The organism is Sphingomonas phyllosphaerae (assembly GCA_036946405.1).
GTDB classification, from domain to species: Bacteria; Pseudomonadota; Alphaproteobacteria; order Sphingomonadales; family Sphingomonadaceae; genus Sphingomonas; species Sphingomonas phyllosphaerae_D.
The window spans coordinates 1,607,214-1,630,698 of sequence record JAQIJC010000001.1; the positions used below are offsets into that span (position 1 = coordinate 1,607,214).

Annotated in this window: 19 protein-coding genes and 1 tRNA gene; 7 read left to right on the top strand and 13 right to left on the bottom strand. The window is 68.3% G+C overall.

Annotated elements, in window-relative coordinates; translation table 11 throughout:
• Positions 1–111 precede the first annotated feature (111 nt).
• On the bottom strand, positions 112–1,389 hold the full coding sequence (locus tag PGN12_07705) for a DUF2264 domain-containing protein (protein ID MEH3103778.1): 1,278 nt from the start codon (positions 1,387–1,389) through the stop codon (positions 112–114).
• Positions 1,386–2,309 carry a DUF4861 family protein gene (locus PGN12_07710; protein MEH3103779.1) on the bottom strand — a complete coding sequence of 308 codons (924 nt, stop codon included), beginning with the start codon at positions 2,307–2,309 and terminating at the stop codon, positions 1,386–1,388. The genes PGN12_07705 and PGN12_07710 overlap by 4 nt, the downstream gene beginning before the upstream one ends.
• A 127-nt stretch (positions 2,310–2,436) precedes the next feature.
• Here PGN12_07710 and PGN12_07715 point away from each other — a divergent pair, with 127 nt between their 5' ends.
• From PGN12_07715 to kduD, 6 genes are all read left to right on the top strand, one after another.
• Positions 2,437–3,171 (top strand): FadR/GntR family transcriptional regulator, encoded by a 735-nt coding sequence (locus PGN12_07715; GenBank protein ID MEH3103780.1) that lies wholly within the window; start codon positions 2,437–2,439, stop codon positions 3,169–3,171.
• Between the two features lie 68 nt (positions 3,172–3,239).
• Positions 3,240–6,161: a TonB-dependent receptor gene (locus PGN12_07720; GenBank protein ID MEH3103781.1), complete on the top strand. Its 2,922-nt coding sequence runs from the start codon at positions 3,240–3,242 to the stop codon at positions 6,159–6,161.
• 61 nt (positions 6,162–6,222) lie between these two features.
• Positions 6,223–7,509: an MFS transporter gene (locus PGN12_07725; GenBank protein MEH3103782.1), complete on the top strand. Its 1,287-nt coding sequence runs from the start codon at positions 6,223–6,225 to the stop codon at positions 7,507–7,509.
• The gene (locus tag PGN12_07730) at positions 7,506–8,618 is read left to right on the top strand and encodes a glycoside hydrolase family 88 protein (GenBank protein MEH3103783.1); all 1,113 of its coding nucleotides are present in this window, start codon (positions 7,506–7,508) and stop codon (positions 8,616–8,618) included. The genes PGN12_07725 and PGN12_07730 overlap by 4 nt, the downstream gene beginning before the upstream one ends.
• A 14-nt stretch (positions 8,619–8,632) precedes the next feature.
• Entirely contained in the window at positions 8,633–9,469 is an 837-nt protein-coding gene (kduI, locus tag PGN12_07735; protein ID MEH3103784.1) for a 5-dehydro-4-deoxy-D-glucuronate isomerase, read from the top strand.
• Positions 9,466–10,221: a 2-dehydro-3-deoxy-D-gluconate 5-dehydrogenase KduD gene (kduD, locus tag PGN12_07740; protein ID MEH3103785.1), complete on the top strand. Its 756-nt coding sequence runs from the start codon at positions 9,466–9,468 to the stop codon at positions 10,219–10,221. Before kduI ends, kduD begins: the two co-directional genes overlap by 4 nt.
• 134 nt (positions 10,222–10,355) lie before the next feature.
• Here kduD and PGN12_07745 read toward each other — a convergent pair whose 3' ends face one another.
• The 11 genes from PGN12_07745 to PGN12_07795 form a co-directional block, all read right to left on the bottom strand.
• Complete coding sequence (locus tag PGN12_07745; protein ID MEH3103786.1) at positions 10,356–11,099, bottom strand: dienelactone hydrolase family protein; 744 nt, start codon at positions 11,097–11,099, stop codon at positions 10,356–10,358.
• Positions 11,083–11,625 (bottom strand): DUF2809 domain-containing protein, encoded by a 543-nt coding sequence (locus tag PGN12_07750; protein ID MEH3103787.1) that lies wholly within the window; start codon positions 11,623–11,625, stop codon positions 11,083–11,085. Before PGN12_07750 ends, PGN12_07745 begins: the two co-directional genes overlap by 17 nt.
• On the bottom strand, positions 11,618–13,171 hold the full coding sequence (locus PGN12_07755; GenBank protein ID MEH3103788.1) for a HAMP domain-containing sensor histidine kinase: 1,554 nt from the start codon (positions 13,169–13,171) through the stop codon (positions 11,618–11,620). Before PGN12_07755 ends, PGN12_07750 begins: the two co-directional genes overlap by 8 nt.
• Positions 13,168–13,869: a response regulator transcription factor gene (locus PGN12_07760; protein ID MEH3103789.1), complete on the bottom strand. Its 702-nt coding sequence runs from the start codon at positions 13,867–13,869 to the stop codon at positions 13,168–13,170. The genes PGN12_07755 and PGN12_07760 overlap by 4 nt, the downstream gene beginning before the upstream one ends.
• Before the next feature lie 32 nt (positions 13,870–13,901).
• Entirely contained in the window at positions 13,902–15,389 is a 1,488-nt protein-coding gene (locus tag PGN12_07765) for a DUF4173 domain-containing protein (protein ID MEH3103790.1), read from the bottom strand.
• Positions 15,390–15,557: 168 nt separating this feature from the next.
• Positions 15,558–15,633: transfer RNA gene (locus tag PGN12_07770), tRNA-Lys, on the bottom strand.
• Between the two features lie 100 nt (positions 15,634–15,733).
• Positions 15,734–16,846, bottom strand: coding sequence for a rod shape-determining protein RodA (gene rodA / locus PGN12_07775; protein ID MEH3103791.1), 1,113 nt, complete (start codon positions 16,844–16,846; stop codon positions 15,734–15,736).
• Positions 16,843–18,972, bottom strand: a complete 2,130-nt coding sequence (gene mrdA, locus PGN12_07780) for a penicillin-binding protein 2 (protein ID MEH3103792.1) — start codon at positions 18,970–18,972, stop codon at positions 16,843–16,845. Before mrdA ends, rodA begins: the two co-directional genes overlap by 4 nt.
• Complete coding sequence (gene mreD, locus PGN12_07785; protein ID MEH3103793.1) at positions 18,969–19,478, bottom strand: rod shape-determining protein MreD; 510 nt, start codon at positions 19,476–19,478, stop codon at positions 18,969–18,971. Before mreD ends, mrdA begins: the two co-directional genes overlap by 4 nt.
• Positions 19,475–20,377 carry a rod shape-determining protein MreC gene (gene mreC, locus PGN12_07790; GenBank protein ID MEH3103794.1) on the bottom strand — a complete coding sequence of 301 codons (903 nt, stop codon included), beginning with the start codon at positions 20,375–20,377 and terminating at the stop codon, positions 19,475–19,477. Before mreC ends, mreD begins: the two co-directional genes overlap by 4 nt.
• Before the next feature lie 106 nt (positions 20,378–20,483).
• Positions 20,484–21,524 carry a rod shape-determining protein gene (locus PGN12_07795; GenBank protein MEH3103795.1) on the bottom strand — a complete coding sequence of 347 codons (1,041 nt, stop codon included), beginning with the start codon at positions 21,522–21,524 and terminating at the stop codon, positions 20,484–20,486.
• 143 nt (positions 21,525–21,667) lie between these two features.
• Between PGN12_07795 and mutL the strand changes: the two genes are divergently transcribed.
• Positions 21,668–23,479 carry a DNA mismatch repair endonuclease MutL gene (mutL, locus tag PGN12_07800; protein MEH3103796.1) on the top strand — a complete coding sequence of 604 codons (1,812 nt, stop codon included), beginning with the start codon at positions 21,668–21,670 and terminating at the stop codon, positions 23,477–23,479.
• Positions 23,480–23,485: the final 6 nt, after the last annotated feature.

Sequence of the window (23,485 nt, forward strand, 5' to 3'; positions counted from 1 at the left end):
GGGGTGGGGGATCTCGAGAGTTCGAGCTTCAGGGACAGGCCCCACCCCAACCCCTCCCCCGAGGGGGAGGGGCTTAATGCCCCGAGAGGGAGGGGCTTTAATGGCTGCCGGTCAATAATTGACCGCATAGTCCTTGCGGAAGTCCTGACCGGCGAAGGCGCGGCGCATCGTCCATGGCTGAGGCGGGGCGGTCCAATAGGCGTGATCGGCGGGCAGGCCGAGCGCGATCAGGCTTTCCGAGGCGATATACATGCTGCCGGCGTTGGAATAGATGTCGCCCAGCGTCGGCTGGTGCCGCGCGAAGCCGATCGTCAGGAAGCCGTCGGCGTTGAAGTTGCTGGGATCGGCGAACACGCGCCGCTGCGCCGCCATCGTCGCCGCACGCACCTGCCCCGGCGGCAAGGTGTCGGGCAATTGCCCGCGCCACGCCAGATGCCCGAGCGGCTGATGCACCGCGGTGCGATAGGTGAGCGAGCGGCCGATCGCGGCATAGCTGCCGTCCGGGGCGATCATCCGTTCGAGATGCTCGGCATAGCGTTGCTCGCGCTTCACCGCGCGCGCCAGTTCCTCGGCGGGGCGGAGATTGTTGAAGCTCGGCTTGCCCGCCGCGAGCGTGGCGAGGATCTGCACCAGCATCGGGTGGATGACGTAGCTGTTGTAATAGTCGTAGTGGAAGCGCTCGCCGTCGCCGTACCAGCCGTCGCCGACATACCATTCGAGCATCTTCTTGATCGTCAGGTCGACGCGCATCGGGTCCCAGTCCTCGCCGATCGCGAACAGGAACGCCTCGTTCATCGCCGCGAACAGCAGCCAGTTCTGATAGGGCGGGGAAATGCGGCGCAGGCCCTTGATCTCCTCGACGATCCGCGCCTTGGTCTTCGCGTCGAGCGGCTTCCACAGTGCATCCGGCGCACGCAGCAGCGCGCTGGTGAAATAGGCGGAATCGACCAACGCCTGTCCGTGGCCGCGCCACAACAGATAGTCGGGGCTCTGCGGATCGACCGCATGGGTGTAGCTCTCCAGCGCCTGCGTGCGCAGGCGGGCACGGAGACGGCCTTCGGCGCTGGCGTCGTCGGGGAGCGCGAGCCATGGCGCGATGCCGTCGATCAGCCGCCCGAACGCCTCGAGATAGGCGACGCCGGGGTTGCGGCCATCCCATGTCGGGCTGAGTTCGGGCGTCCATTCGGCGTGGAGCCGGCCGCGCGCCATGCGTCCGAGCACCGGCTCGGCCATCCGGCGGAGCAATGCGAGCGCGTCGGCGCGGTCGGTCTTGCCGTCGGGCAGCGGCGCATCGACGGGCCGCCCCTCGGCGCTGGTCGGCGTCGTAGCGAGCGCACCCATCGCAAGGCCGCCCGCCAGAAGCGCCCGTCGTTCGATCTGCATCGTCATTGCCCAGCGTTCGGGATGGTGAAGGTCAGTGGCGTTCCGGCGGCATACCGGTCCCATTGCTGGCGGGTGCGGAAGTCACCCTCGCCATGGCTCCATGCCGTGCCCGAATAATAGACGAACGGCATGCCGGGCGTGACGCGGAGCAGCACCAACTGATTGTCGGCATCGGCGCGCACCTCGGCGATCATCCGGGGATCGACCCGGATCGCGATTGCCATTCGGCCGTGACCGGGATCGTCCGGCCCCCACCACGACAGCAGCCCGCGCGCGCGATCGACGGTCAGCTCGCCCGCGCCCTGCCCGGTGGTGCGCTTGCCGATGCCGATGCCGACCAGCAACGGCCCGGGGCGGTCGGAGGAGAGGGTCGAGACCATGCGGGTGAAGTGCGTGCCGAGCGGCAGCGTGAAGCGACGCGTTTCCCATACCTTGCGCACCGTATCGACCGGCCAGGGCGCATAATCGACGGTGAAGTCGGCGCGGTCGCCACCGCTGGCGAGGATGCGGTGGCGAACGAAGTTGCGCGAGGTCCACAATTTGTTGTCGTGCCAGATGCCCAGCCCGCCCGCGCCGCGCGTGGTGCCGACATTGTAGAAGTCGATCCCCTCGCCATGATAGGCGTGCTGGTCGCCGGTGCGGAGCTGACGGTCCGCGAACGGCCAGCGGACGTTCTTGCCCCAGCTGTCGATCCCCGACCCCGACGGCGGTTCCGCCGCCTCCAGCGCATGGCCGTAGATGCGATGCGCGGTGCGATCATTCTCCCACAGCAGATCGTCGTAGCGATAGTCGGCGAGCAGCGCGACCGCGCGCGGCGTGCGGTCGGCGGGTGCGGGCAAGGGCGACACCACCGGCAACGGTGTGGCGGGTTGCTGGGCGGTCGCGGGCACGCCGGCCAGCAGCCCCCACGCCACCGCTGCGCTCAATCGCCGCCCGCCTCTCATCCTTACCCTCCACGACAATGTTGTAGGATAACCTAAGGCATCATATCTATTTTGCCAAGGCAGCGCTTTGCCCATGGGGGTTGAGCCACGACCTTGATATAGAGGGCAGATGACCAAGACCATGTCGCTGGCGGACGCTTTGTACGTCAAACTCGAAGCGCGGATCCGCTCGGGCGAGATGCCGCCGGGCGCGCGGCTGCCGACGCAGAAGGAAATCGCCGAGGACGAGAAGGTCAGTCGCACGGTGGTGCGCGAGGCGGTCGCGCGCCTGGAGGCGCACGGCATCGCGATCGCGCGACAGGGGTCGGGCGTGTTCGTGTCCGATGACGCGCGCTATCAGGCGTTCCAGATCACGCGGCAGGACATGAGCGAGCTGGCGGACGTGATCCGCTTGCTCGAGGTGCGGCTATCGGTCGAGTCGGAGATGGCAGCGTTCGCGGCGGCGCGGCGGACGCTGACCGACATCTCGGCGATGCGCGCGGCGTTGCGTGACATGGCGGCGGTCGCCGACGATCCGGTCGCCTCGGCCGCGGCGGACACGCGCTTCCACACCGCGATCGCGCGCGCGACGCAGAACGAGACGTTCGTCAAGCTGATCGACTTCCTCGGCGTGCGGCTGGTGCCGCCGCGCAACCTGTATCTACGCGACCAGCCGCCCGAGGCGCAGCGCGCCTATGTCGAGAAGGTGCGGATCGAGCATGAGGCGATCGTCGACGCGATCGTGCGGATGAATCCCGCGGGCGCGCGCGACGCGGCGCGGCACCACATGCAGGAAAGCCTCAGCCGCCACACCGAATTGAGCGAGGCGGCGAACCTTTCCGGAGGTGCCGTGCCCGGCGGTTGACGCGCGCATGAACTTGTATGATAACCGACCTGCAAGCCGCAAGGAGCGGCGCGACAGGAGGGGTTATCGTGGGCAGGTCGTTGTTTATCGGCATGGCGTCGGCGCACGCCATCGCATTGGCGCTGGTGGCGGCGCCGGTCGCGGCACAAGCGACGCAGGCCGATCCCGCGCAACCGGCCGACACCTCGGTCACCGCTGATCCACAGGCGCCGGCCGATCCCGCCGGCGAAGACATCGTCGTTACCGGGTTCCGCCGCAGCCTTGCCGAAGGGCTGGAGCTGAAGCGCGAGGCGGTCGGGGTGCGCGATTCGATCGTCGCGGAGGATATCGGCAAGTTCCCCGAGGCGAACGTCGCGGAATCGCTGCAACGTATTCCGGGCATCTTCCTGTCGCGCGACGGTGCGTCGAACGAGGGCCAGCAGATCAGCATCCGCGGGCTTGGTCCGTCCTTCTCGGTGACGACGATCAACGGCGCGCCGGTTCGCACGACCTCGACCGGTGGCGTCGGCAATTCGTCGCGCACGTTCAATTTCGACGTCTTCCCGTCGGAACTGTTCGGGCGCGTCGATGTCTACAAGAGCCCGCTCGCCAACCTTGAGGAAGGCGGCATTTCGGGCAACGTCGATCTGCAGACGCCGCGGCCGTTCGACAGCAAGGGGCGGGTGGTCCGCTACAATCTCGCGCAGAACTACAATACCGGTTCGGGGCAGATCCGCCCGCGCGCCTCGTTGCTGGTCAGCGATACGGTCGGCAACTTCGGCGCGCTGTTCGGCGTCGCCTATGCGCAGAACGTCAACGAGCGATCGGGATTCCAGTCGACCGGTGGCTATAATTCGACGGCACTGGCCACGCTGCCGGCACCGACCGCCGGGCAGCCCGACAGGCGAGGTCCGTTCACGCCCTTCGCGCTCGATCTCGACAATCCGGCGGCGAATTTCGGCAATCTGACCCGCGACCAGATCGCAGGCGCTTATCTGCCGCGTTTCTACCGCGTGTTCACCTCCAGCAACCAGCGCGAGCGGCTGGGGTTCGTCGGGTCGCTGCAATATAAGAGCGACCGGTTCGAGGCGAGCGTCGACGGCATCTATTCGCGCGTGACCGACGTCAACGACGAATTCACATTCGGCGTGCCGGTGCGCAACACGCGCACCGTGCGCGGCACGACCAGCCTGCCGGGGCGCGGCACCAATTCGGGGCTGATCCCGGTCGACGTGAAGATCGACCAGTACAACAACCTGTACGGGACGTTCGACAATAGCTCGTTGCTGACCGAAAGCTTCTATCGCAATGCCGAGACGCAGTTCCGCTACGGAATCGTCCGCGCGGTGTGGAGCCCGACCGATACGCTGAAGATTTCGGCGCAGGGCAACATCAACAAGAGCGAAGCCTTTTCGTCGGGCAACCGGATCGTCTCGAACATCTATTCGATCCGCACGACCTTCGATCCGACCGTGAACGTCAGCTATCCGACGATCAGTTCGCCGGTGTCGTTCACCAAGCCGCGCAACTTCACCGATCCCAGCCTCGGCTTCGGCTCGGCGCGCGAGCTGGACCAGCAGAAGAGCGGGCGGCTGGTCGCGACCTGGGATGCGGGCGAGTTCGCGGGCGCGGAATGGTCGGCCTTGGTCGGCGCGAGCTATATCTCAAGCGTGAAGGAGATCGAGCGGCGGGACGGGACATCGATCGCGCGCACGCGGACGCTGCCGGGCGGCGGCACGTTCGCGACGATCGACGTCTTCTCGCACATGGTGCCGTTCCTGCCCTATGGCGCGACGCGCAACGGCGGCAATGCCGGCTATCCGTCGGAGTTCGCGACCTTCCCGCGTGCGTTCGTCATGGACTATCTCGATGCCAACGGCGCCAATGCCGAGGCGCCGGTGCAGCTCAATTCCAAGTTCCGTGCCGAGGAACGGGTGAAGGCCGCGTTCGTCGAGACGAACATGAAGCTGCCGCTGGGACAGGGCGACCTGCGTGGCAATTTCGGGATGCGCTACGCCAAGACCGAGACGATCATCGACAATTATGCGCCGACCGGCGGCGGGGCCTTTGGTCCCCGGCAGCGTCGCGGCGGCTATGACAACTGGCTGCCGTCGCTCAGCCTGGCATGGGACATCACGCCGAAGGTGCTGGTGCGTGGCTCGGCGGGCAAGACGATCACCCGTTCGGCGCTGGTCGACATCGCGAGCGGGATCGCGATCCCCAACCGCTTCAACCCCGATGTGACGGTCGGCAACCCGGGTCTGCGCCCGCAGGTGGCGACGCAATATGACTTCAGCGCGGAATGGTATTTCCAGCCCGCGTCGGTGCTGAGCATCGGTGCGTTCAAGAAGTCGCTGCGCGATACGCCACAAGCGGTGACCATCTACGGCGTGCCATTCAGCACGCTGCAATTGTCGCAGGATCTGTTCGATCGGCGTTCGATCACGGGCAGCGACACCGGCACGATCTCGCCCGACCAGCCGTTCACCGTCACCACGGTGCAAAATCTCGGCAAGCTGGAGCTGAAGGGGCTGGAGATCGCCTATCAGCAAAACCTGACTTTCCTGCCCGCGCCGTTCGACGGGTTGGGCGTGCTGGGAAGCTTCACGAAGGTGTGGCGCGAGGGCAATGACTTCGTCACGTCGAAGGGAACGCGCGTCAGCATCGCCGGCGTGCCGGATTATTCGTACAGCGCCACTGCCTTCTACGAAAAGGGACCGTTCGCGATCCGCGGATCGTGGAACTATCGTGCCCGTGGGGGTGGCAGCTCGGTCAACAGCGGGAACGACCAGATCGGCTATACCGCGCCGCAGGGCTTCCTCGACGCGACGGTCAGCTATCGCTTGAACGACAATTTCGAGTTGCGCGTCGATGCGCTGAACATCACCAACACCAACCTCTACACCTATTACGAAAACCCGGATCAGGCGAAGGGCAACGGCTCGTCGCGCCGCGACAATTCCTTCTACAACGGCACGACGATCGCCTTCGGCATCCGCGGCAAGTTCTGAACCATCCCCACCTGGGCGCGCGGCGGTGTCGCGCGCCCTTCTTTCCCGGAGCGCCATCGCCATGCCGGATATCGCCGCCGCGCCGCCGACCGGGCGCTATCGCTGGACGATCTGCGCGTTGCTGTTCGCGGCGACCGCGATCAATTACATCGACCGGCAGATGATCGGCGTGCTCAAGCCGGTGCTCCAGAAGGATCTGGGGTGGAGCGAGGCGCAATATGCCGACATCGTCTTCTGGTTTCAGGCCGCCTATGCCGCCGGGTTCCTGATGATGGGACGGCTGATCGACCGCTTCGGCGCACGGCTCGGCTATGCGCTGGCCTTCTCGTTCTGGACGCTGGCGCATGTCGCGCACGGGCTGGTGAGCAGCGTCGCGCAATTCGGTGCGGCGCGGTTCGCGCTGGGGCTGGGCGAGGCGGGCAATTTCCCGTCCGGCCTGAAGGCGGTGACCGAATGGTTTCCGCAGTGCGAGCGCGCGTTCGCGGTCGGACTGTTCAACGCCGGGGCGAATGTCGGCGCAATCGCGACGCCGCTGCTCGTGCCCGCAATCACGCTCGCCTACGGCTGGCGGATGGCGTTCCTTGCGACCGGCGCGTTCAGCGTGCTGTGGCTAATCGCGTGGGTCGCGATCTATCGCCGGCCCGAGGAGCACCCGCGCGTCACGGCCAGCGAGCTGGCGCTGATCCGCAGCGATCCCGCGCCGGCGGTGCAGCGCGAGCCATGGCTGCGGCTGTTCGCCTACCGCGAGACCTGGGCCTATGCGGTGCCCAAGTTCCTGACCGATCCGATCTGGTGGATGTTCCTGTTTTGGCTGCCCGATTTCCTCGGCAAGCGCTACGGGCTCGACCTCAAGTCGTTCGGGCCGCCGCTGGTGGTAATCTACCTGCTGTCGGACGCGGGCAGCGTCCTGGGCGGATGGACCTCGTCGCGGCTGCTGCGGCGCGGCTGGTCGGCGAATGCGGCGCGCAAGGCGACGATGCTGGGCTGTGCGATCGCGGTGCTGCCGATCGTCACGGTCCAGTATGTCGACAGCCTGTGGATCGCGGTTGCGCTGATCGGGCTGGCGACCGCGGCGCATCAGGCGTTTTCCGCCAATCTGCTGACGCTGCCGTCGGACCTGTTCCCGCGCGCGGCGGTCGGCTCGGTGGTCGGGATCGGCGGGACGGCGGGCGCGATCGGCGGGATGCTGATCGCCAAGTTCGTCGGTCACGTGCTTGGCATATCGGGCAGCTATGCGCCGATCTTCGCGGTGGCGGGCGGTGCCTATCTGCTGGCATTGCTGTCGCTGCACATCATCAGCCCCCGGCTGGCCCCGGCCCGTTTCGCGTCCATGGAGAGCGCCGCATGATCCTTCGACATTTTGCCCTCGCCGCCAGCCTCGTGGCGGTCGCCGCGCCCGCGGCGGCACAGCAACAGGGGCCGATCGCGCAGGCGGTGAAGCTGGCCGACTGGCAACTGGCGCACATGGACGTGAACCCGCGCAGCGGCGACATGCGCGCGTGGGAGCCAGCGGTTTTCTGGGTCGGGATGACCGCGCTCGCCGATGCCGGCGCGCCGCCGCGGATCAAGGACGCGATCATGGCGATGGGGCGCGCGAACGGCTGGCGCGCGGGCGAGAAGCCCTATTTCGCCGACGATCATGCGATCGTGCAGAGTTACCTGTGGGCCGCAGCGCATGGCGGACCGCCGCAAGCGCTGGCGAGCGCGAAGGCGACGTTCGACCGCGTGGTCGACAAGCCGGCGGTGACGACGCTCGCCTTCGCGGTGCCGCCGGAGGGCTATGGCGCGACCGAGTGCCTGACGCGCTGGTGCTGGTGCGACGCGCTGTTCATGGCGCCGCCCGCGTTGGTCGAACTCAGCCGCCAGACGGGTGATCCGAAGTATCGCAACTTCGCGCTGCGCGAATTCTGGGCGACGACCGACTTCCTGCTCGATCCGGTTGAACAGCTTTACTACCGCGACAGCCGCTTCTTCGAGCGTCGCGATGCGCAGCGTCGCAAGCAATTCTGGGCACGTGGCAATGGCTGGGTGTTCGCCGGCATGGCGCGGATCATCCCGCTGCTGCCCAGGAACAGCCCGGACCGCGTTCGGATGGAGGGGCTGTTCCGCAAGATGGCGGCGAAGCTGAAGACGCTGCAGAAGCCCGATGGCTATTGGGCGCCGTCGCTGCTCGCCCCCGAGGGTTCGCCGCCGGAATCGAGCGGCACCGGCTTCTTCACCTATGGCATGGCGTGGGGTGTCAACGCCGGGGTGCTGCCACGCGCCGAATACGCGCCGGTCGCGAAGCGCGGCTGGGCGGCGTTGGAGCGGTCGATCCAGCCCGATGGGCGGCTCGGCTGGGTGCAGCAGGTCAGCGACCGGCCCGACAAGGTCGCCGCGCAAGAGACGCAATATTACGGCGTGGGGGCGTTCCTGCTGGCGGCGACGCAGATCGCGCAGCTCGATCGCGCCCGTTGAACAGGAGCAAGACCGTGTACGCCAAGACCTATTACGCCACCCATCCCGACATGATGGACGGCGCCTCCAACCAGGCGCTGCGCGACCGCTATCTGGTCGGCGGGCTGTTCCGCGACGGTGAGATCGTGCTGACCTATTCGCATGGCGAGCGCTTTATCATCGGCGGGGCGGTGCCCGGCGCGGCGACGCTGGCGCTGCCGACGCACAGCGAGCCGGAAAGCGCGGCCGGGCATCCGTTGCTCGAACGGCGCGAGCTGGGCGTGGTCAATATCGGGCGTGGCACCGGCAGCGTGACGGTCGACGGGCAGGTGTTCGAACTGGCGCGCTACGAGGCGCTGTACGTGCCGATGGGGTCGTCGGACGTGACGTTCGCGGGCGAGGGGGCGCGCTTCTATCTGCTCAGCGTCCCCGCGCATGCGCCGTTCCCGCTGCGCAAGGTGACGCTCGCCGACGCCAATCCGATGCAGCGCGGCAGTCTGGAGACGTCGAACGACCGCACCATCTATCAATTGGTGCTGCCGCATCTGTGCGCCAGTGCATCGCTTTGCCTCGGGCTGACGCAGCTCAAGCCCGGGTCGGTGTGGAATACGATGCCGCCGCACGTCCATGAGCGGCGCAGCGAAATCTATCTGTATTTCGATCTGGAGGACGACAATCGCGTCTTCCATTACATGGGCCGCCCCGACGACCTGCGGCATATCGTCGTCGACAATGAGGAAGTCGTCATCAGCCCGCCGTGGTCGGTGCACATGGGCGCGGGCACCAGCAACTACACCTTTATCTGGGCGATGGCGGGCGAGAACCAGGACTATAACGATATGGACGTGTGCGACATATGCCAGCTGCGCTGAGCCATCCGTTCGACCTGACCGGCCGGGTCGCGATCGTCACCGGGGCGAACACCGGGATCGGGCAGGCGATCGCGGTCGCACTGGCGCAGGCAGGGGCGGACGTCGCCTGCGTCGGGCGTACCGCGGCGGAAGAAACGGCGGCGCAGATCCGCGCGCAGGGCCGGCGCGCGGCGGTGATCCATGCCGATCTCGCCACGATCGAGCCCGTCGGGCGGGTGGTCGCGGAGACGCTGGAGGCGTTCGGGCGGCTCGACATCCTCGTCAACAATGCCGGGATCATCCGCCGCGCCGATGCGGTCGACTTCAGCGAGGAGGACTGGGATGCGGTGATCGACACCAATCTCAAGTCGGTGTTCTTCCTGTCGCAGGCCGCCGGACGGCACATGATCGCGGCCGGGGGCGGGCGGATCATCAACATCGCGTCGATGCTGACCTTTCAGGGCGGCATCCGCGTGCCGAGCTATACCGCGGCGAAGAGCGGGGTAGGCGGGCTGACCAAGCTGCTCGCCAACGAATGGGCGAAGCATAATGTGACGGTCAACGCGATCGCGCCGGGCTATATTGCGACGAGCAACACCGCGGCGTTGCAGGCCGATCCGGAGCGTAACCGCGCGATCCTCGCGCGTATCCCGGCGGGACGCTGGGGCGCTCCCGGCGATCTGGGCGGGGCGGCGGTGTTCCTCGCGTCGGACGCCGCGGCCTATGTGCAGGGACATGTGCTGGCGGTCGATGGCGGGTGGCTGGCGCGGTAGGGCGGCTTGCCTCGCTCCGGCTCGCCTTGCCTCCGCCGTTCGCCCTGAGGCTGTCGAAGGGCGTGCGATGCGACACGTGCTTCGACAAGCTCAGCACGAACGGGGGTAGAGTTCGGCAGGGATGAGGAGCGTCGCTACCCGATCGTGCGGCGGAAGAAGGCGAGCGTTTGCAGCATCGCCTGCAGGAACAGCGCGGGATCGTAGCGCGCGCCTTCGTCGCGCAGGAAGGCATGTTGCGCGTTCCACTCGTGCCATTCGTAGGAGGCGCCGACCTCCTCCAGCCGCGCGCGGATCGCCGCGCGGCCGTCGAGCGGGACGTGCGGGTCCTGTCGCCCCCAGACGAGCATCAGTTCGGCCGTCAGCTCCGCCAGTCGCGCCAGCGTGTCGTCGCTCCGACCTTCGCCGAGCGTGCCCGAATGAATGTCGGTGGGGTAGAAGCACGCCGCGGCGGCCACGCGCGGATCGAGCGCGGCGCGGCAGGCCAGATGCCCGCCGAGGCAGACGCCGAACGTCGCCAGCTTTCCGGTGCAGGCCGGGTGCGCCGCCAGCGCGCCGATCGCGGCGGTGGCATCGGCGTCGAATGCCGCGACCGGTTTGGTGATTTTGAGGGCGTTCCCGCGGTCGGTGCCGGCGGCGTCATAGGCCAGCACGGTCCCGGCGGGTTCGTATTCGTGATAGACTTCGGGCACCGCGACGACATAGCCGTTGCCCGCCAGCATCGCCGCCAGCCGCCGGATCGGCGCGGTGACCTGATAGATTTCCGAATAGAGCAGCACGCCGGGATATCGGCCCGCGGCGACCGGGCGGAACAGGTGCATCCGCATCGGACCGCCGCCCGGCACGTCGACGTCGAGGGTTTCATCACTGCGCAGGATCATCGGCGGCCTTTCGTGTCCGTTCGCGCCTCCTGCCAGATTTTGCGACGACCGTCTTCGCCAGATCACCATAATGAACAACGGCCCCGCGATCGCTCGCGAGCCGCCGACGATTGACGACGAGCCCAGGCGTCGGTTGACCGCGGATGATCCGGTCGACCATCGCTGCCAACCCGACCGCGGCGGCGTATGTGGCCACATCCCACACCGAGAAGACCCGGCCGAGCAACAGGGCGCCAAGGCTGGTGCGTCGAAAGGCATTGAGCGTCGGGAGGTGGTAGAGCTGCGAAAGCTCGATGGCGGTGGTGATGACAGCGGCGGCGATCCCGCTGCGGCGCGGCCTCCATCTCGGACGAAGCGTCGAGACGATCCAATAGACCATCGACGCCCACAGGATCGAGCCGCCGTGCTTTACGACCGCGGGAGGAAGCCCGACGGGCAGTTTGCGGATGGCCAGTCCGGCCGCGATCGTCCCGGCTATCAGCGCGGCCGACAGCGATGGAGGCCGGGGCGGCACGAACCTATGCATCGTGCGCCAGCGGCAAGGTGATGCGGAAAGTTGCGCCGCTCTCCGCGCCGTGATCGAGGGCGATCGTGCCGCCCTGCGCTTCGAGCAGCGAGCGCGCGATCGGGAGGCCGAGGCCGGTACCGCCTTCGGTGCGACGGCTGGTGAAAAACGGTTCGAACACGCGATCGCGGTCACCAGGCGGGATGCCCGGACCATTGTCGCCGACCGTCAGGGTCACTGAGTCGAACACCTTCCCGCCGGTGATCGAAGCGCGGGTAGCGCCGGCCTGGCGGCTGTTTTCGATGAGGCTGGTCAGCACGGCCTCAACGGCGCCGTGCGGAACTGCTACCCGAGGCAATGTGACGGGCAGGTGCAGTTCGACGGCGAAGGTGCCGTGCGCATCCACGATGCGGCGCGCAGCGCCGATGACATCGGTCGTCACGCCGTCCGCGTTCTCGCCCATGTCGGCGCGTGCGAGGTCGAGAAGGCGGCTGACGAGATGTGTCAAACGGTCGGCATCCTCGGCGATGTTGGCGAGGAAGCGGTCACGATCCGCTGCAGCCATGTCGGGGTGGTCTTGCAGCAGCTCGACCGCGCCGCCGATCCCGGCCAGCGGCGTCTTGAACTCGTGGCTGACCGCGTGCGCAAAGTCGCGCAGGTAGCGCGAGCGCCGCTCGATCGCCGCGGCCATGCTGCCGAAATCGCGGTAGAGCGCCTGGATCTCGATCGCGGCGGTGGTCGGTGCATCGGGCACGCTGCCGCCGCCGCTCGCTACCGCGCGCGTGGCGGTGCCGAGCGCCTCGACCGGGCGGACGATGCCGCGCGACAGCAGACCGCTGAGTACGACCAACGTGCCGAAGATCAGGACGACGCCAAGCGCGATCTTGCCGCGGTCCGCTTGCAGCCCATCGAGCAGCGCGCGGGGTTGATGCGAGAGCAGAAGGACGCCGACAACACGGCCATCGGCGATGACAGGGGTGGCAAGGTCGATGTGGAGATCGGCGGCTCGGCTCAGCCATTCCACGCCGCCCGGTTGCTGGTAGCCGGGGTTGCGTCGCAGGACGGTCGCCGGCTGCCCGCGGAGCGCCGCGCACACCTCCGGCAAGCCGCTATCATCGCCGCCAGCCTGCCCCCCGGTGAGCAGCCGGCCGTGATCGTCGAGCAATATGATGTCGGCGCCCGTCGCCGCCGAGGTAAGGCGCAAGGCGGGGGCGACGCGGCGGCTCCAGTCACGAGCGACCGCGTCCGACGTGCTGGCCGCCGCGCGGGGCGCGGGGCGCGCCGGGAGGATCGGGGTCAACCGCAGATCGATCGCGGGCGATCGTGCGCGCGGCACGGCGACCGGCCCGTCGCCGTTCCATGCCAGCGCTGCGGTTGCCGAAAGCGCCGAGGCCTGCGCGATCATCTCCGCTTCGGTCTGTCGCACCAGGGCGTTTTCGTACACGCGCAGGAACAATGCGCCGAAGCCCGGCAGTGCGGCGACGAAGGTAAAGGTCAGTAGCAGGATCGTCCGCAGTCGCAGCCGCGGCCAGTGCCGGCGGACGACGCGCTTGAACGGCTCGATCACGCCGCGCCGCAATTGCCGAGGCGATAGCCGATCCCGGCGCGCGTCTCGATCACGTCGTCGGCCCCGACGCGCGCGAACTTGGCCCGCAGGTTGCGGATGTGGCTGTCGATCGTGCGATCGGTGACGGCGAAGCCGGGGCCGTGCAGCCGGTCAATGATCGCGTCGCGACCGAACACTTTCGACGGCATCGTCGCCAGGGTGCGCAGGATGCCGAATTCGGTGACGGTCAGCGTGACGGACTGTCCCGCCCAGCTCGCCTGCCATCCGTCGGTGTCGAGCGACAATCGCCCGCGGCGCAGGACGCCGGCCGTCGCCTCCGCCACGATCGGCGGACGCGCGGCGACGCGGCGCAGGATCGCCATCACCCGCGCCACCACCTCGCGCGGGGAGAAGGGCTTGGTGACGTAATCGTCCGCGCCCAGCTCGATTCCGAGCACACGGTCGAGTTCGTCGTCGCGACTCGACAGGAACAGGATGGGCACGTCGCTGCTCGCGCGCAGGCGGCGGCAGACCTCGATCCCGTCCAGGCGCGGCATGTTGATGTCCAGCACGATCAGGTCGGGCGCGGATGCCGCCGCCGCCAGCGTCGCCTCTCCGTCACCGGCCTCGATCGTGTCGAGGCCGGCCTTGGCGAGCGCGAAGACCAGCAACTGGCGGATGTGCGGGTCGTCGTCGGCGATCAGGATCGTGCGCGGCATGGGGCAGGGGATCATCATCATGACGCCCCCGGTCAAGGCCGGAGCGCCTTGTCATAGCCGATGATCGCGCCATCGCAGCCACGCCACACGCGGGCGTCGTTTGGCGGTTGGGGCCAAGAACGTGCCGCGAGGGCGGCACGGGCGCGTGCGAGGCGGCGAGCTCCACGAGGCGTCCAGCTTCTCCAATTGCCCTGTCGCTCTTCAAGGTTGACGTAAAGCTCATGGCGAACGTAGCGAATCCGGTCACGGGTCGCTGCGTCGGTCGGTTGCCGCTCGAGCTCCAGAATGGGCAGCAGTGCGCCGTCTCCAACCTCGTTCAGATAGCAGAGATCGACCGCCGCCGGAGTCTGATGGCGAACATTCCACGCTGCGGCGATCGCGCCCAGATCGAGGAAGGTGCACGGCGTCAGCACCACCAGCGCCGCCGCTGCATTCCCATTGACCAGCCAGCGCGCGCTACGTCCCTCGATGATCCGCCGGCAGATCGTCGCGAGGCCCAGCGCGACCAGCGCCATCCACGCCAGCGCGGCGATCCGCCACTCCGTGAGCATCGATGTCTGGATATAGTCGATCGTCCGCCACACGCTGGAGGCGACGAGGATCAGGTTCTGCGCGACCCACAGCACCACCATGCGCCGCGCCCACGGATGCCGCTCGCTGGCGCTTCCCGGGCGGAGCATCGCCAGCGCCATCACGCCCGCGATCAGTGCGGTGACGATCAGCGGATAGGCGCCGCGGTGGACATATTCGGTTTGCGACACGCCGGTCGGCAGCGGTCCGCCACTCCATAGAAAGGCGACGTCGAGCGCGTTCTGGACCGCGAAGAGCGTGTTGAAGAGCGCCAGCGCGATCAGCACCGACGGCAGCGAGGTGCCGGGCAGCACCGGTTCGGGATCCGGCAGGCGCGCTGCGAGGCGCGTCGCCGCGGGGTGCGGGCGCAGGCCGGGCCAGCTGCCGCACCCGACGATCGTCCAGATCGCGACCTGCCACAGCGAGGGCAGGCGGATCGCAGCGAGCGCGTCGGCAATGAGCGGATTGGCGGCGGCGAACAGCCCGAGGAACAGCGCGCCGCCCACGAGCGGGAAGGCGAGGATGGCGAGCGTGGCGCGCACGCCGCGCCGCTTCCCGCGGGGGCGACGCAGGCCTTGCCGCAGATCGCGCAGTGGTCGGGCCGCGCTGCTCGCCGCATGGATCGCCAGTCGTGCCGCCCAGCGCCATGCGTCGTCGAACCGCGCGGTGCGCGGCATCAGCGCCGCGATCGACAGCGCGCACCAGAACATCGTCCATGCCAGCGGGCCGGGATCGTCGATCAGCGCGGTGACGAACAGCGCCGCTGCCAGCACCGCGACGAGCGCGCGCAGGTCGCGTCGGACGTCGGATCGCGTGGCGATAACGCCGATCAGCCACGCACCGGCGAACGCACCGATCGCCGAGCCTGCCATGTCGCTTGGGAACAATCGATCGAACGCGAGGACCAGCGCCACCGCGACGACGGACTTGATGAGGAAACTGTACCGCACCGAACGCTCCTGATGTCGTGAGCGGTCAGGTTAGGCGGTGCGGTTGGGCTGCTCGCGCGGAGGCCAAGGGCATTCGGTGCAGCGGTCGTGCAGATGCGGTGCAGCTCGTTATCAAGGAGCCCGAAAGCACAACGGCCCCGCGATCGCTCGCGAGACCGTCGATGAAACTGGTGGACGCACTTGGGCTCGAACCAAGGACCCGCTGATTAAGAGTCAGCTGCTCTACCAACTGAGCTATGCGTCCAGTGACCGTGGGAGAAGCGTTTCCGAAGAACCGCCCCGCGATCGGGAAGCGCGCCTCTAACAGCGCTTCCCGGATTCGCAAACCCCTTTTTTGACTTTTTTCACCAGCGCGTCGATCGCCGCGCCGCGATCGAACGGTCGATGCCCATCAGGATACCCAGCGAGATCAGCACCGTCATCTGCGCCGAGCCGCCGAAACTGACCAAGGGCAAGGGGATACCGACCACCGGCGCCAGCCCCATCACCATCATCAGGTTGATCGCCATGTAGAAGAAGATCGTCGTCGCTAGACCCGCGGCGGCGAGCTTGGCGAACCGATCTTCGGCGCGCACCCCGACGTTCACGCCCCAGCGAATCACAAGCAGGAAGGCGATGATCAGGAAGGCACCGCCCGCCAGCCCCCATTCTTCCGCCATCGTCGCGAAGACGAAGTCGGTGTGCCCCTCGGGAAGATAGTCGAGGTGGCTCTGCGTGCCTTGCAGGAAACCCTTGCCGAACAGGCCGCCCGATCCGATCGCGATCTTCGACTGGCTGATGTGATAGCCGGTGCCGAGCGGGTCGCTTTCCGGGTCCATGAAGATCAGGATGCGGTGGCGTTGGTAATCGTGGAGCACGTAGTTGAAGGCGAGCGGGATCGCGGTCGCGGCGGCCAGCGCGCCGCCGACGAACAGCCGCAGCGGCACGCCGGACAGGAACATCACCGTCGCGCCGCCCGCGCAGATCATCAACCCGGTGCCGAGATCGGGCTGCGCCATCACGATCAGCGCCGGCATCCCGATCAGCACCGCCGCCGGCCAGATCGCCTGGAAGCGGCGCGTCTCGGCGGCCGGTAGCATGTCGTAGAAGCGCGCGAGCGCCAGCACGATCGCCAGCTTCATCGTTTCGGACGGCTGGATACGAATCGGGCCGAACCCCAGCCAGCGCTGACTGCCCCCACGCACCGCGCCGAGCAGTTCGACCAGCACCAGCAGGATCAGAAAGATGCCGTAGATGTAGAAAGCGGATTTCTTCCACCAGTCGAGCGGGACGCGCGACAGCGCCACCGCGCCGACCAGGAATACCGCGAAGCGCACGCCCTGCGGGATCACCCATGGGCGCAGGCTGCCCCCGGCGGCGGAATAGAGCACGATCAGCCCGAACCCGCCGATCGCGGTGACGAGCAGCAGCACGCGCCATGGCAGCACCGCGAGCGGCGCGGGGACGAAGCCGCTCATCGTTGCGGGCTCACGGCGCGGTCGAGCGGATCGGCGCGGCGCTCGCTATCGGTTTCGGGCTCGGGCGAGCCGGTACGCGCCGGGCCGTCGCCGGCCGCGACGTCGCGCGCGGTCGCCTCCGCGCTGGCGTTCGACGCGTCGGTGGCCGCCTCGACCGCGGGGGAGTTGGAGGCGGGCACGTCGTCGTCGTCGACGACCGGCGGCGCGGGAGCGTGCGCGGCGCGATAGGCGGCGCGCTGCGCGGCCATGCGCGTCGCGATGTCGCCGCCCCAGGTCGGCTCGACCTCGGCAAGGCTCCGCATCGCGCGGTCGCGATCGAACAGATAGGTCATGATGTCGCGGCCGATCATCGGCGTGTCGAGGTTGCGGACGGTATGGCCGTTGTGTTCGAGCACCACCGCCGCGGCGTAGCGCGGATTGTCATAGGGCGCGAAGCACACGAACAGCGCGTGGTCGCGCAGCCGGAACGGCAATTGCCCGTTCTTGAGCACGCCCGAGCGCCGCTCCGCCATCGTGATGCGGCGCACCTGCGCGGTGCCGGTCTTGGCGGCGATCGCGACGCCGGGGACGAGCATCCGCGCCGCGCCGCCGGTGCCACCATGATTGACGACGCCGTCCATCGCCTCGCGGATGATGCGGAAATGCTCGGGATCGATCGGCAGCAGCTCGGCCTGTGGCTTGAACGGATCGCGGATCAGCGTCGGCACCAGCCGGCGCCCCGACGCCAGCCGGCTGGCCATTACCGCCAGTTGCAGCGGGTTGGAGAGCACATAGCCCTGACCGATCGAGGCGTTGAGCGAATCGGCGACCTTCCAGTCGGTCTTGTACTTGCGCTGCTTCCATGCGCTGTCGGGGACGGTGCCGTAGCGTTGGGTGGAGAAGGGCAGGTCGAACTTCTGCCCCAGCCCCAGCTCGCGCGCGACCGGCGCAATCTTATCATAGCCGACGCGGCGCACCATTTCGTAGAAATAGATGTCGCAGCTTTGCATGATCGCGTTCTTGAGATCGAGCGGGCCGTGGCCGCCGCGTTTGTGGCAGTGGAACACGCCATTTCCGACGCGCATCGCGCCAGAGCAGAACACACGCTCGTCCGCGCCGACCCCGGCGGCGAGCAGCGCGAGGCCATTCATCGGCTTGACCGTAGAGCCCGGCGGATAGAGCCCCTGCGTCACCTTGTTCATCAGCGGGACGTGGTCGTCCTCGCTCAGCATCTTCCACTCCATCTGGCTGATGCCTTCGGAGAAGGTGTTGGGATCGTAGGCGGGCATCGACACCATCGCGAGCATCTCGCCATTGGTGCAGTCGAACACCACCGCCGAGCCCGAGTTGGTGCCGAGCCGTCGCGCCGCATATTCCTGTAGCCCGGCGTCGATCGTGAGGCGCAGCGTGCGCCCCGGCACGTCGGGACGCGTGGCGAGTTCCTTGACCAGCTTGCCGCGTGCCGTAACTTCGACGCGTTTGGCCCCCGCGGTGCCGCGCAGGAGCGGCTCCATCGTCTTTTCGAGCCCGTCCTTGCCGAGTTTGAAGCCCGGCGTGACGTAAAGCGGGTCGCGCGTCTTCTTATACTGCTCGGCGGTTGCCGCGCCGACATAGCCGATCAGGTGCGCGACCGCCGGGCCGGCGGGATAATGACGCGCAAAACCGCGCGTCGGCGCGACGCCGGGCAGCTCGGGCTGGCGGACCTGCACCGCGGCGAAGCGTTCCCAGTCGATGTTCTCGGCGATCTCGACCGGGCGGAAGCCGGGGGCGTGCTCCAGCTCGGCATTGATCTGCGCGAGATCCTCGTCGGAGAGGCCGAGCAATCCGCGCAGATGCGCGAGCACGCGGTCCTTGTCCTCGATCCGGTCGGGGATGACGTCGACGCGGAAATCGGTGCGGTTGCTGGCGATCGGCTGGTTGTGGCGGTCGACGATCCAGCCGCGGCGGGGCGGGATCATCGTCATGCTGACGCGGTTGCTCTCGGCGAGCAGGTTGTAATGCTCGTTCTGTGCGATCGCGAGATAGCCCATCCGCCCGATCAGCAGCGCGCCCAGCCCCGCCTGACCCGCGCCGAGCAACCAGGCACGGCGCGAGAAGCTGTAGCTCTGCGCCGCCTCGGTCATGATCTTCGGTGCGCGCGGCCTCATAGCGCGCGCCGCAGGTCGATCCACGCGACCAGCCGCGCCGCGGCGGGGAAGAGCAAAACCGAGATCACGATCTGGAGCAATAACACGCTATCGACATGGGCATCGAGCGGCGTCGCTACCAGCCGTCCGCCGACCAGCACGAAGCCGATCGCGATCGCGGCGATCGCCCAGCTTTGTTTGAAATCGCGCACGCCCGAGCGCGCGTCGATCGCCTCGACGAGAAAGAAGGCGAGCGTCCACAACAGCATCGCACTGCCCAGCGGCTGGCCGGAAAGCAGATCGTCGAATAGCCCGAGCAGCGCCGGCGCCCAGACGCGCAGCGACAAGGGCGCGAGCAGACGCCATGACAGCAGAATCAACAGCCCCGCCGGCGGCAGCAGCGGCAGCGTCGCGCTCCACGGCAGGATCGTGACGAGCGACCCGACCATCACCGTCGCCCACGGCAACAGCCGCGCGCGGCCACGACCGAGCGGTTCTTCGAAGGGCGGGCGCGCAGCGAGGGTCACGGATCGGGGGTGGGGCTCGGGGTCGGGGAGGGGGCGGGTTTCGGTGCGGGTGGCGGGGGCGGCATGAACGCACGGTGGACGATCGCGACATCGAGCGCATCCGGGCGCGCGAACGGCCGTGCGGGCGCGGCATCGGTGCCGTCGCGCAGCACGCGCGCAACGGGCACGCCGGGCAGGAAGATGCCGCCGGTGCCGGAGGTGACGAAGATGTCGCCGGGGCGGAACTTGCCGTCGGCGGTGTCGATCGTGCGGATGTCGATCAATCCGTCGCCGCGCCCGGCGGCCAGCGCGGGGCGGCCATCGCGCGAGCGGCGCACCGGCACGATGCTTTCGGCGTCGGTGACCAGCAGCACGCGTGCGGTATCCGGCCCGGCGTAAAGAACCCTGCCGATCAGCCCCTCTGGCCCGCGGACCGGCTGACCCTCGGCGACGCCCTGCCAGCTTCCGGCGTTGAGCAGGCCGTAACGGCGCGTGCTCGACGCGCTGGTGCTGACGATACGTGCGACGGTGACCACCTCCGGCGCGCGGTCGCGCAGCCCGAGCAGCGCGCGGAGCCTGACGTTCTCCAGCCGCGCCTGTCGCCCGACCAGCAACGCCTCGCGCGCACGCGCCAGCCGGGCGCGCAGTTCGGCATTCTCGTCATGCACCCGCCACCACGTCCCGATCTCCTGTGGGACCGTCGCGACGGCGCGGATGATCGCCGCGGTCGCCGTGGAGGCGGGCGCGGTGATCTCCGACACCGCGGCGCGCGCCACGGAGAAGGCGGCGGGATGGAAGGTCGACAGCGCAAGCAGGACCGCCCCCACCACCGCCCCGGCGATGCCGAGGATGTAGGTGACGAACAGTCCGTATTGCGCGCGCCGCGAAAAGCCGGGGCGCCGATCCCGCGACGGCGCCATTGCCGCCACCTCCCGCCTTCAGATTAGGTGATGAGTTGCCATTCCATGCCCTTGCTCCCGCACCTGGAAAGGGGTGATGAGCCCCCAGGCGCGAACGGACCGTCGCTTACCCGTTCTGCAATACCGCGCGGAACAGCGGATCCTCCAGCGCGCGGCCGGTGCCGACCGCGACGCAGATCAGCGGGTCGTCCGCGATCGTCACCGGCAGCCCGGTTTCGTCGCGCAGCACTTCGTCCAGCCCCTGCAGCAGCGCACCGCCGCCGGTCAGCACGATCCCCTGATCGACGATGTCCGCCGCCAGTTCCGGGGCGGTGTTTTCCAGCGCGATCCGCACGCCGTCGACGATCGCGGCGACCGGCTCGCTGACCGCCTCGGCGATCTGCGCCTGCGTGATCTGGATTTCCTTGGGCACGCCGTTCACCAGATCGCGCCCCTTGATATAGACGGTCTTGCCGATCCCGTCGGCCGGCGGCTTGGCGCAGCCCAGTTCCTGCTTGATCCGCTCGGCAGTCGCTTCGCCGATCAGCAGATTGTGGTTGCGGCGCACATAGCTGACGATCGCCTCGTCCATCTTGTCGCCACCGACGCGCACCGACGTCGTATAGGCGAGCCCGCGCAGCGACAGCACCGCGACCTCGGTCGTGCCGCCGCCGATGTCGACGACCATCGAGCCGACCGGCTCGGTCACCGGCATGTCCGCACCGATCGCCGCCGCCATCGGTTCCTCGATCAGATACACCGCGCTGGCGCCGGCATTCTGCGCGGCGTCGCGGATCGCGCGACGCTCCACCTTGGTCGAGCCGGAGGGGACGCAGATCACGATCTCCGGCCAGCGCATGAAACGCCGGCGCCCGTGCACCTTCTCGATGAAATATTTGATCATCTGCTCGGCGACGTCGATGTCGGCGATCACGCCGTCGCGCAGCGGCCGAATCGCCTCGATCGATCCGGGCGTCTTGCCCATCATCAACTTGGCGTCTTCTCCGACTGCCTTGACGCGCTTGACGCCGTTGATCGTCTCGACCGCCACCACCGACGGCTCGTTGAGCACGATGCCGCGGCCGCGCACGTAAACGACCGTGTTCGCGGTTCCGAGATCGATCGCCATGTCGTGCGAGGTCATCTTGAACAGGCGCGAGAATATCATTGACGTTGTCGTCCGTGTCGTTGTCGCCGGATTGCAGTGGGCGCCGGCAGTGATCGTCCAAGTCCGCGCGTCCCGCAGAAATCATGCTGGCGATGGTATCTGCGGGGTCGCGGGATGCCGCGGCTTGGTCTAGGTGTTGCCGCGTGTCAATACGCCGTCTCCCCTCGCATCTGGTCAACCGTATCGCCGCCGGTGAAGTGGTGGAAAGACCAGCCAGCGCGTTGAAGGAGTTAGTCGAAAACGCGATCGATTCCGGTGCCACGCGGATCGCGGTGGTGCTCGCCGCGGGCGGGGTCGAGCGGATCGAGGTCGCCGATGACGGGTGCGGCATGGCCCCCGAAGAGATCGCGCTGGCGCTCGAACGCCACGCCACCTCCAAGCTGCCTGACGAGGATATCGACCGGGTCCGCACGCTGGGCTTCCGCGGCGAGGCGCTGCCGTCGATCGCCTCGGTCGCGCGGCTGACGATCGAGAGCCGGCCGGCGGGTGCGGAGGGCTGGGCGCGCACGGTCGACAATGGCGTGCTGGAGCGCGACGGCCCCGCCGCGCTGCCGCCGGGCACGCGCGTCGTGGCGGAGGCGCTGTTCGCGCAGGTGCCCGCACGGCGCAAGTTCCTGCGCTCGCCGCGGTCGGAATATGCCGCGTGCCTCGACGTCGTGCGGCGGCTGGCGATGGCGCGGCCCGACATCGCCTTCTCGCTGGAGCATGACGGGCGGCGCACGCTGTCGGTGGCGGCGGCCGAGAGCCGGCCGGCGCGGGTCGCGGCGCTCACCGATCGCGCGCTCGCCGACAATTCGGTCGCCATCGACCTGGAACGCGAGGGTCATGTGCTGGGCGGCGTCGCGGGGCTGCCGACCTTCCACCGCGGCGTGGCCGACCACCAATATCTGTTCGTCAACGGACGTCCGGTGCGCGACCGGCTGCTGATCGGCGCGATCCGCGGCGCCTATGCCGAGATGATGCCGCGAGACCGCCACGCGGTGGTCGCGCTGTTCCTCGACGTGCCGCCGAGCGAGGTCGACGTGAACGTCCATCCGGCGAAGACCGAGGTGCGCTTCCGTGATCCGGCGCTGGTGCGCGGGATGATCGTTTCCGGCTTGCGGCGTGCGCTGGATGCGGCGGGGCACCGGGTGGCGCATTCGGCACCGGCGGATATCATGGCGATGTGGATGCAGGAGAATAGCCCCCGCCCCCTTGGGGAGGGGGTTGGGGGAGGGGCGTTGTTTGGCGGTCCGTTCGAACCTCATGCCCCCACCGCAATTCCTACCCCGATGGGCGAGGGGCTACGGCTGAACGACCAGCGCCCCACGTTCTTTGCTGCGCCGCCGGCCGCACGTTCCGTTCCCGACTGGACGCCGCCGCCCGCGACGACCGACTTCCCGCTGGGCGTCGCGCGCGGGCAGGTGGCCAGGACCTATATCGTCGCCGAGGCGGAGGATGGCCTGGTGCTGGTCGACCAGCACGCCGCGCACGAGCGGCTGGTGCTGGAGCGGATGCGCGCCGCGCTCGCCGGCGGGCGGGTCGCGTCGCAGGCGCTGCTGATCCCCGAGGTGGTCGAGCTGGACGAACCGGCGTGCGACCGGCTGGAGGCGCGCGTTGCCGAGCTTGCCGAGTTCGGGCTGGAGCTGGAACGGTTCGGCGCGCGCGCGATGCTGGTGCGCGCGACGCCCGCGTTGCTCGGCAGCGGCGATCCCAAGGGTCTGGTCACCGACCTGGCCGACGAACTCGCGGCCTATGACGAGGCGCTGAGCCTGCGCGAGCGGCTGGACGCGATCGCGGGGACGATGGCGTGCCACGGCTCGGTGCGCGCCGGGCGCGTGCTGTCGCCGGCCGAGATGAACGCGCTGCTCCGGGAGATGGAGGTCACGCCGCACTCGGGGCAGTGCAACCATGGCCGTCCGACGTGGGTGAAGCTGGATATGAAGAGCGTCGCCAAGCTGTTCGGGCGGACCTAGCGTCCC

Excerpts from the sequence above, each read along its gene's own strand:
- PGN12_07760 (MEH3103789.1), bottom strand. The coding sequence starts at position 13,869 with ATGCCGCGCACGATCCTGATCGCCGACGACGACCCGCACATCCGCCAG.
- PGN12_07795 (MEH3103795.1), bottom strand. The coding sequence starts at position 21,524 with ATGATATTCTCGCGCCTGTTCAAGATGACCTCGCACGACATGGCGATC.
- PGN12_07725 (MEH3103782.1), top strand. The coding sequence starts at position 6,223 with ATGCCGGATATCGCCGCCGCGCCGCCGACCGGGCGCTATCGCTGGACG.
- PGN12_07730 (MEH3103783.1), top strand. The coding sequence starts at position 7,506 with ATGATCCTTCGACATTTTGCCCTCGCCGCCAGCCTCGTGGCGGTCGCC.
- rodA (MEH3103791.1), bottom strand. The coding sequence starts at position 16,846 with ATGAGCGGCTTCGTCCCCGCGCCGCTCGCGGTGCTGCCATGGCGCGTG.
- PGN12_07745 (MEH3103786.1), bottom strand. The coding sequence starts at position 11,099 with ATGATCCTGCGCAGTGATGAAACCCTCGACGTCGACGTGCCGGGCGGC.
- mrdA (MEH3103792.1), bottom strand. The coding sequence starts at position 18,972 with ATGAGGCCGCGCGCACCGAAGATCATGACCGAGGCGGCGCAGAGCTAC.
- PGN12_07715 (MEH3103780.1), top strand. The coding sequence starts at position 2,437 with ATGACCAAGACCATGTCGCTGGCGGACGCTTTGTACGTCAAACTCGAA.
- PGN12_07750 (MEH3103787.1), bottom strand. The coding sequence starts at position 11,625 with ATGCATAGGTTCGTGCCGCCCCGGCCTCCATCGCTGTCGGCCGCGCTG.
- PGN12_07705 (MEH3103778.1), bottom strand. The coding sequence starts at position 1,389 with ATGACGATGCAGATCGAACGACGGGCGCTTCTGGCGGGCGGCCTTGCG.
- mreC (MEH3103794.1), bottom strand. The coding sequence starts at position 20,377 with ATGGCGCCGTCGCGGGATCGGCGCCCCGGCTTTTCGCGGCGCGCGCAA.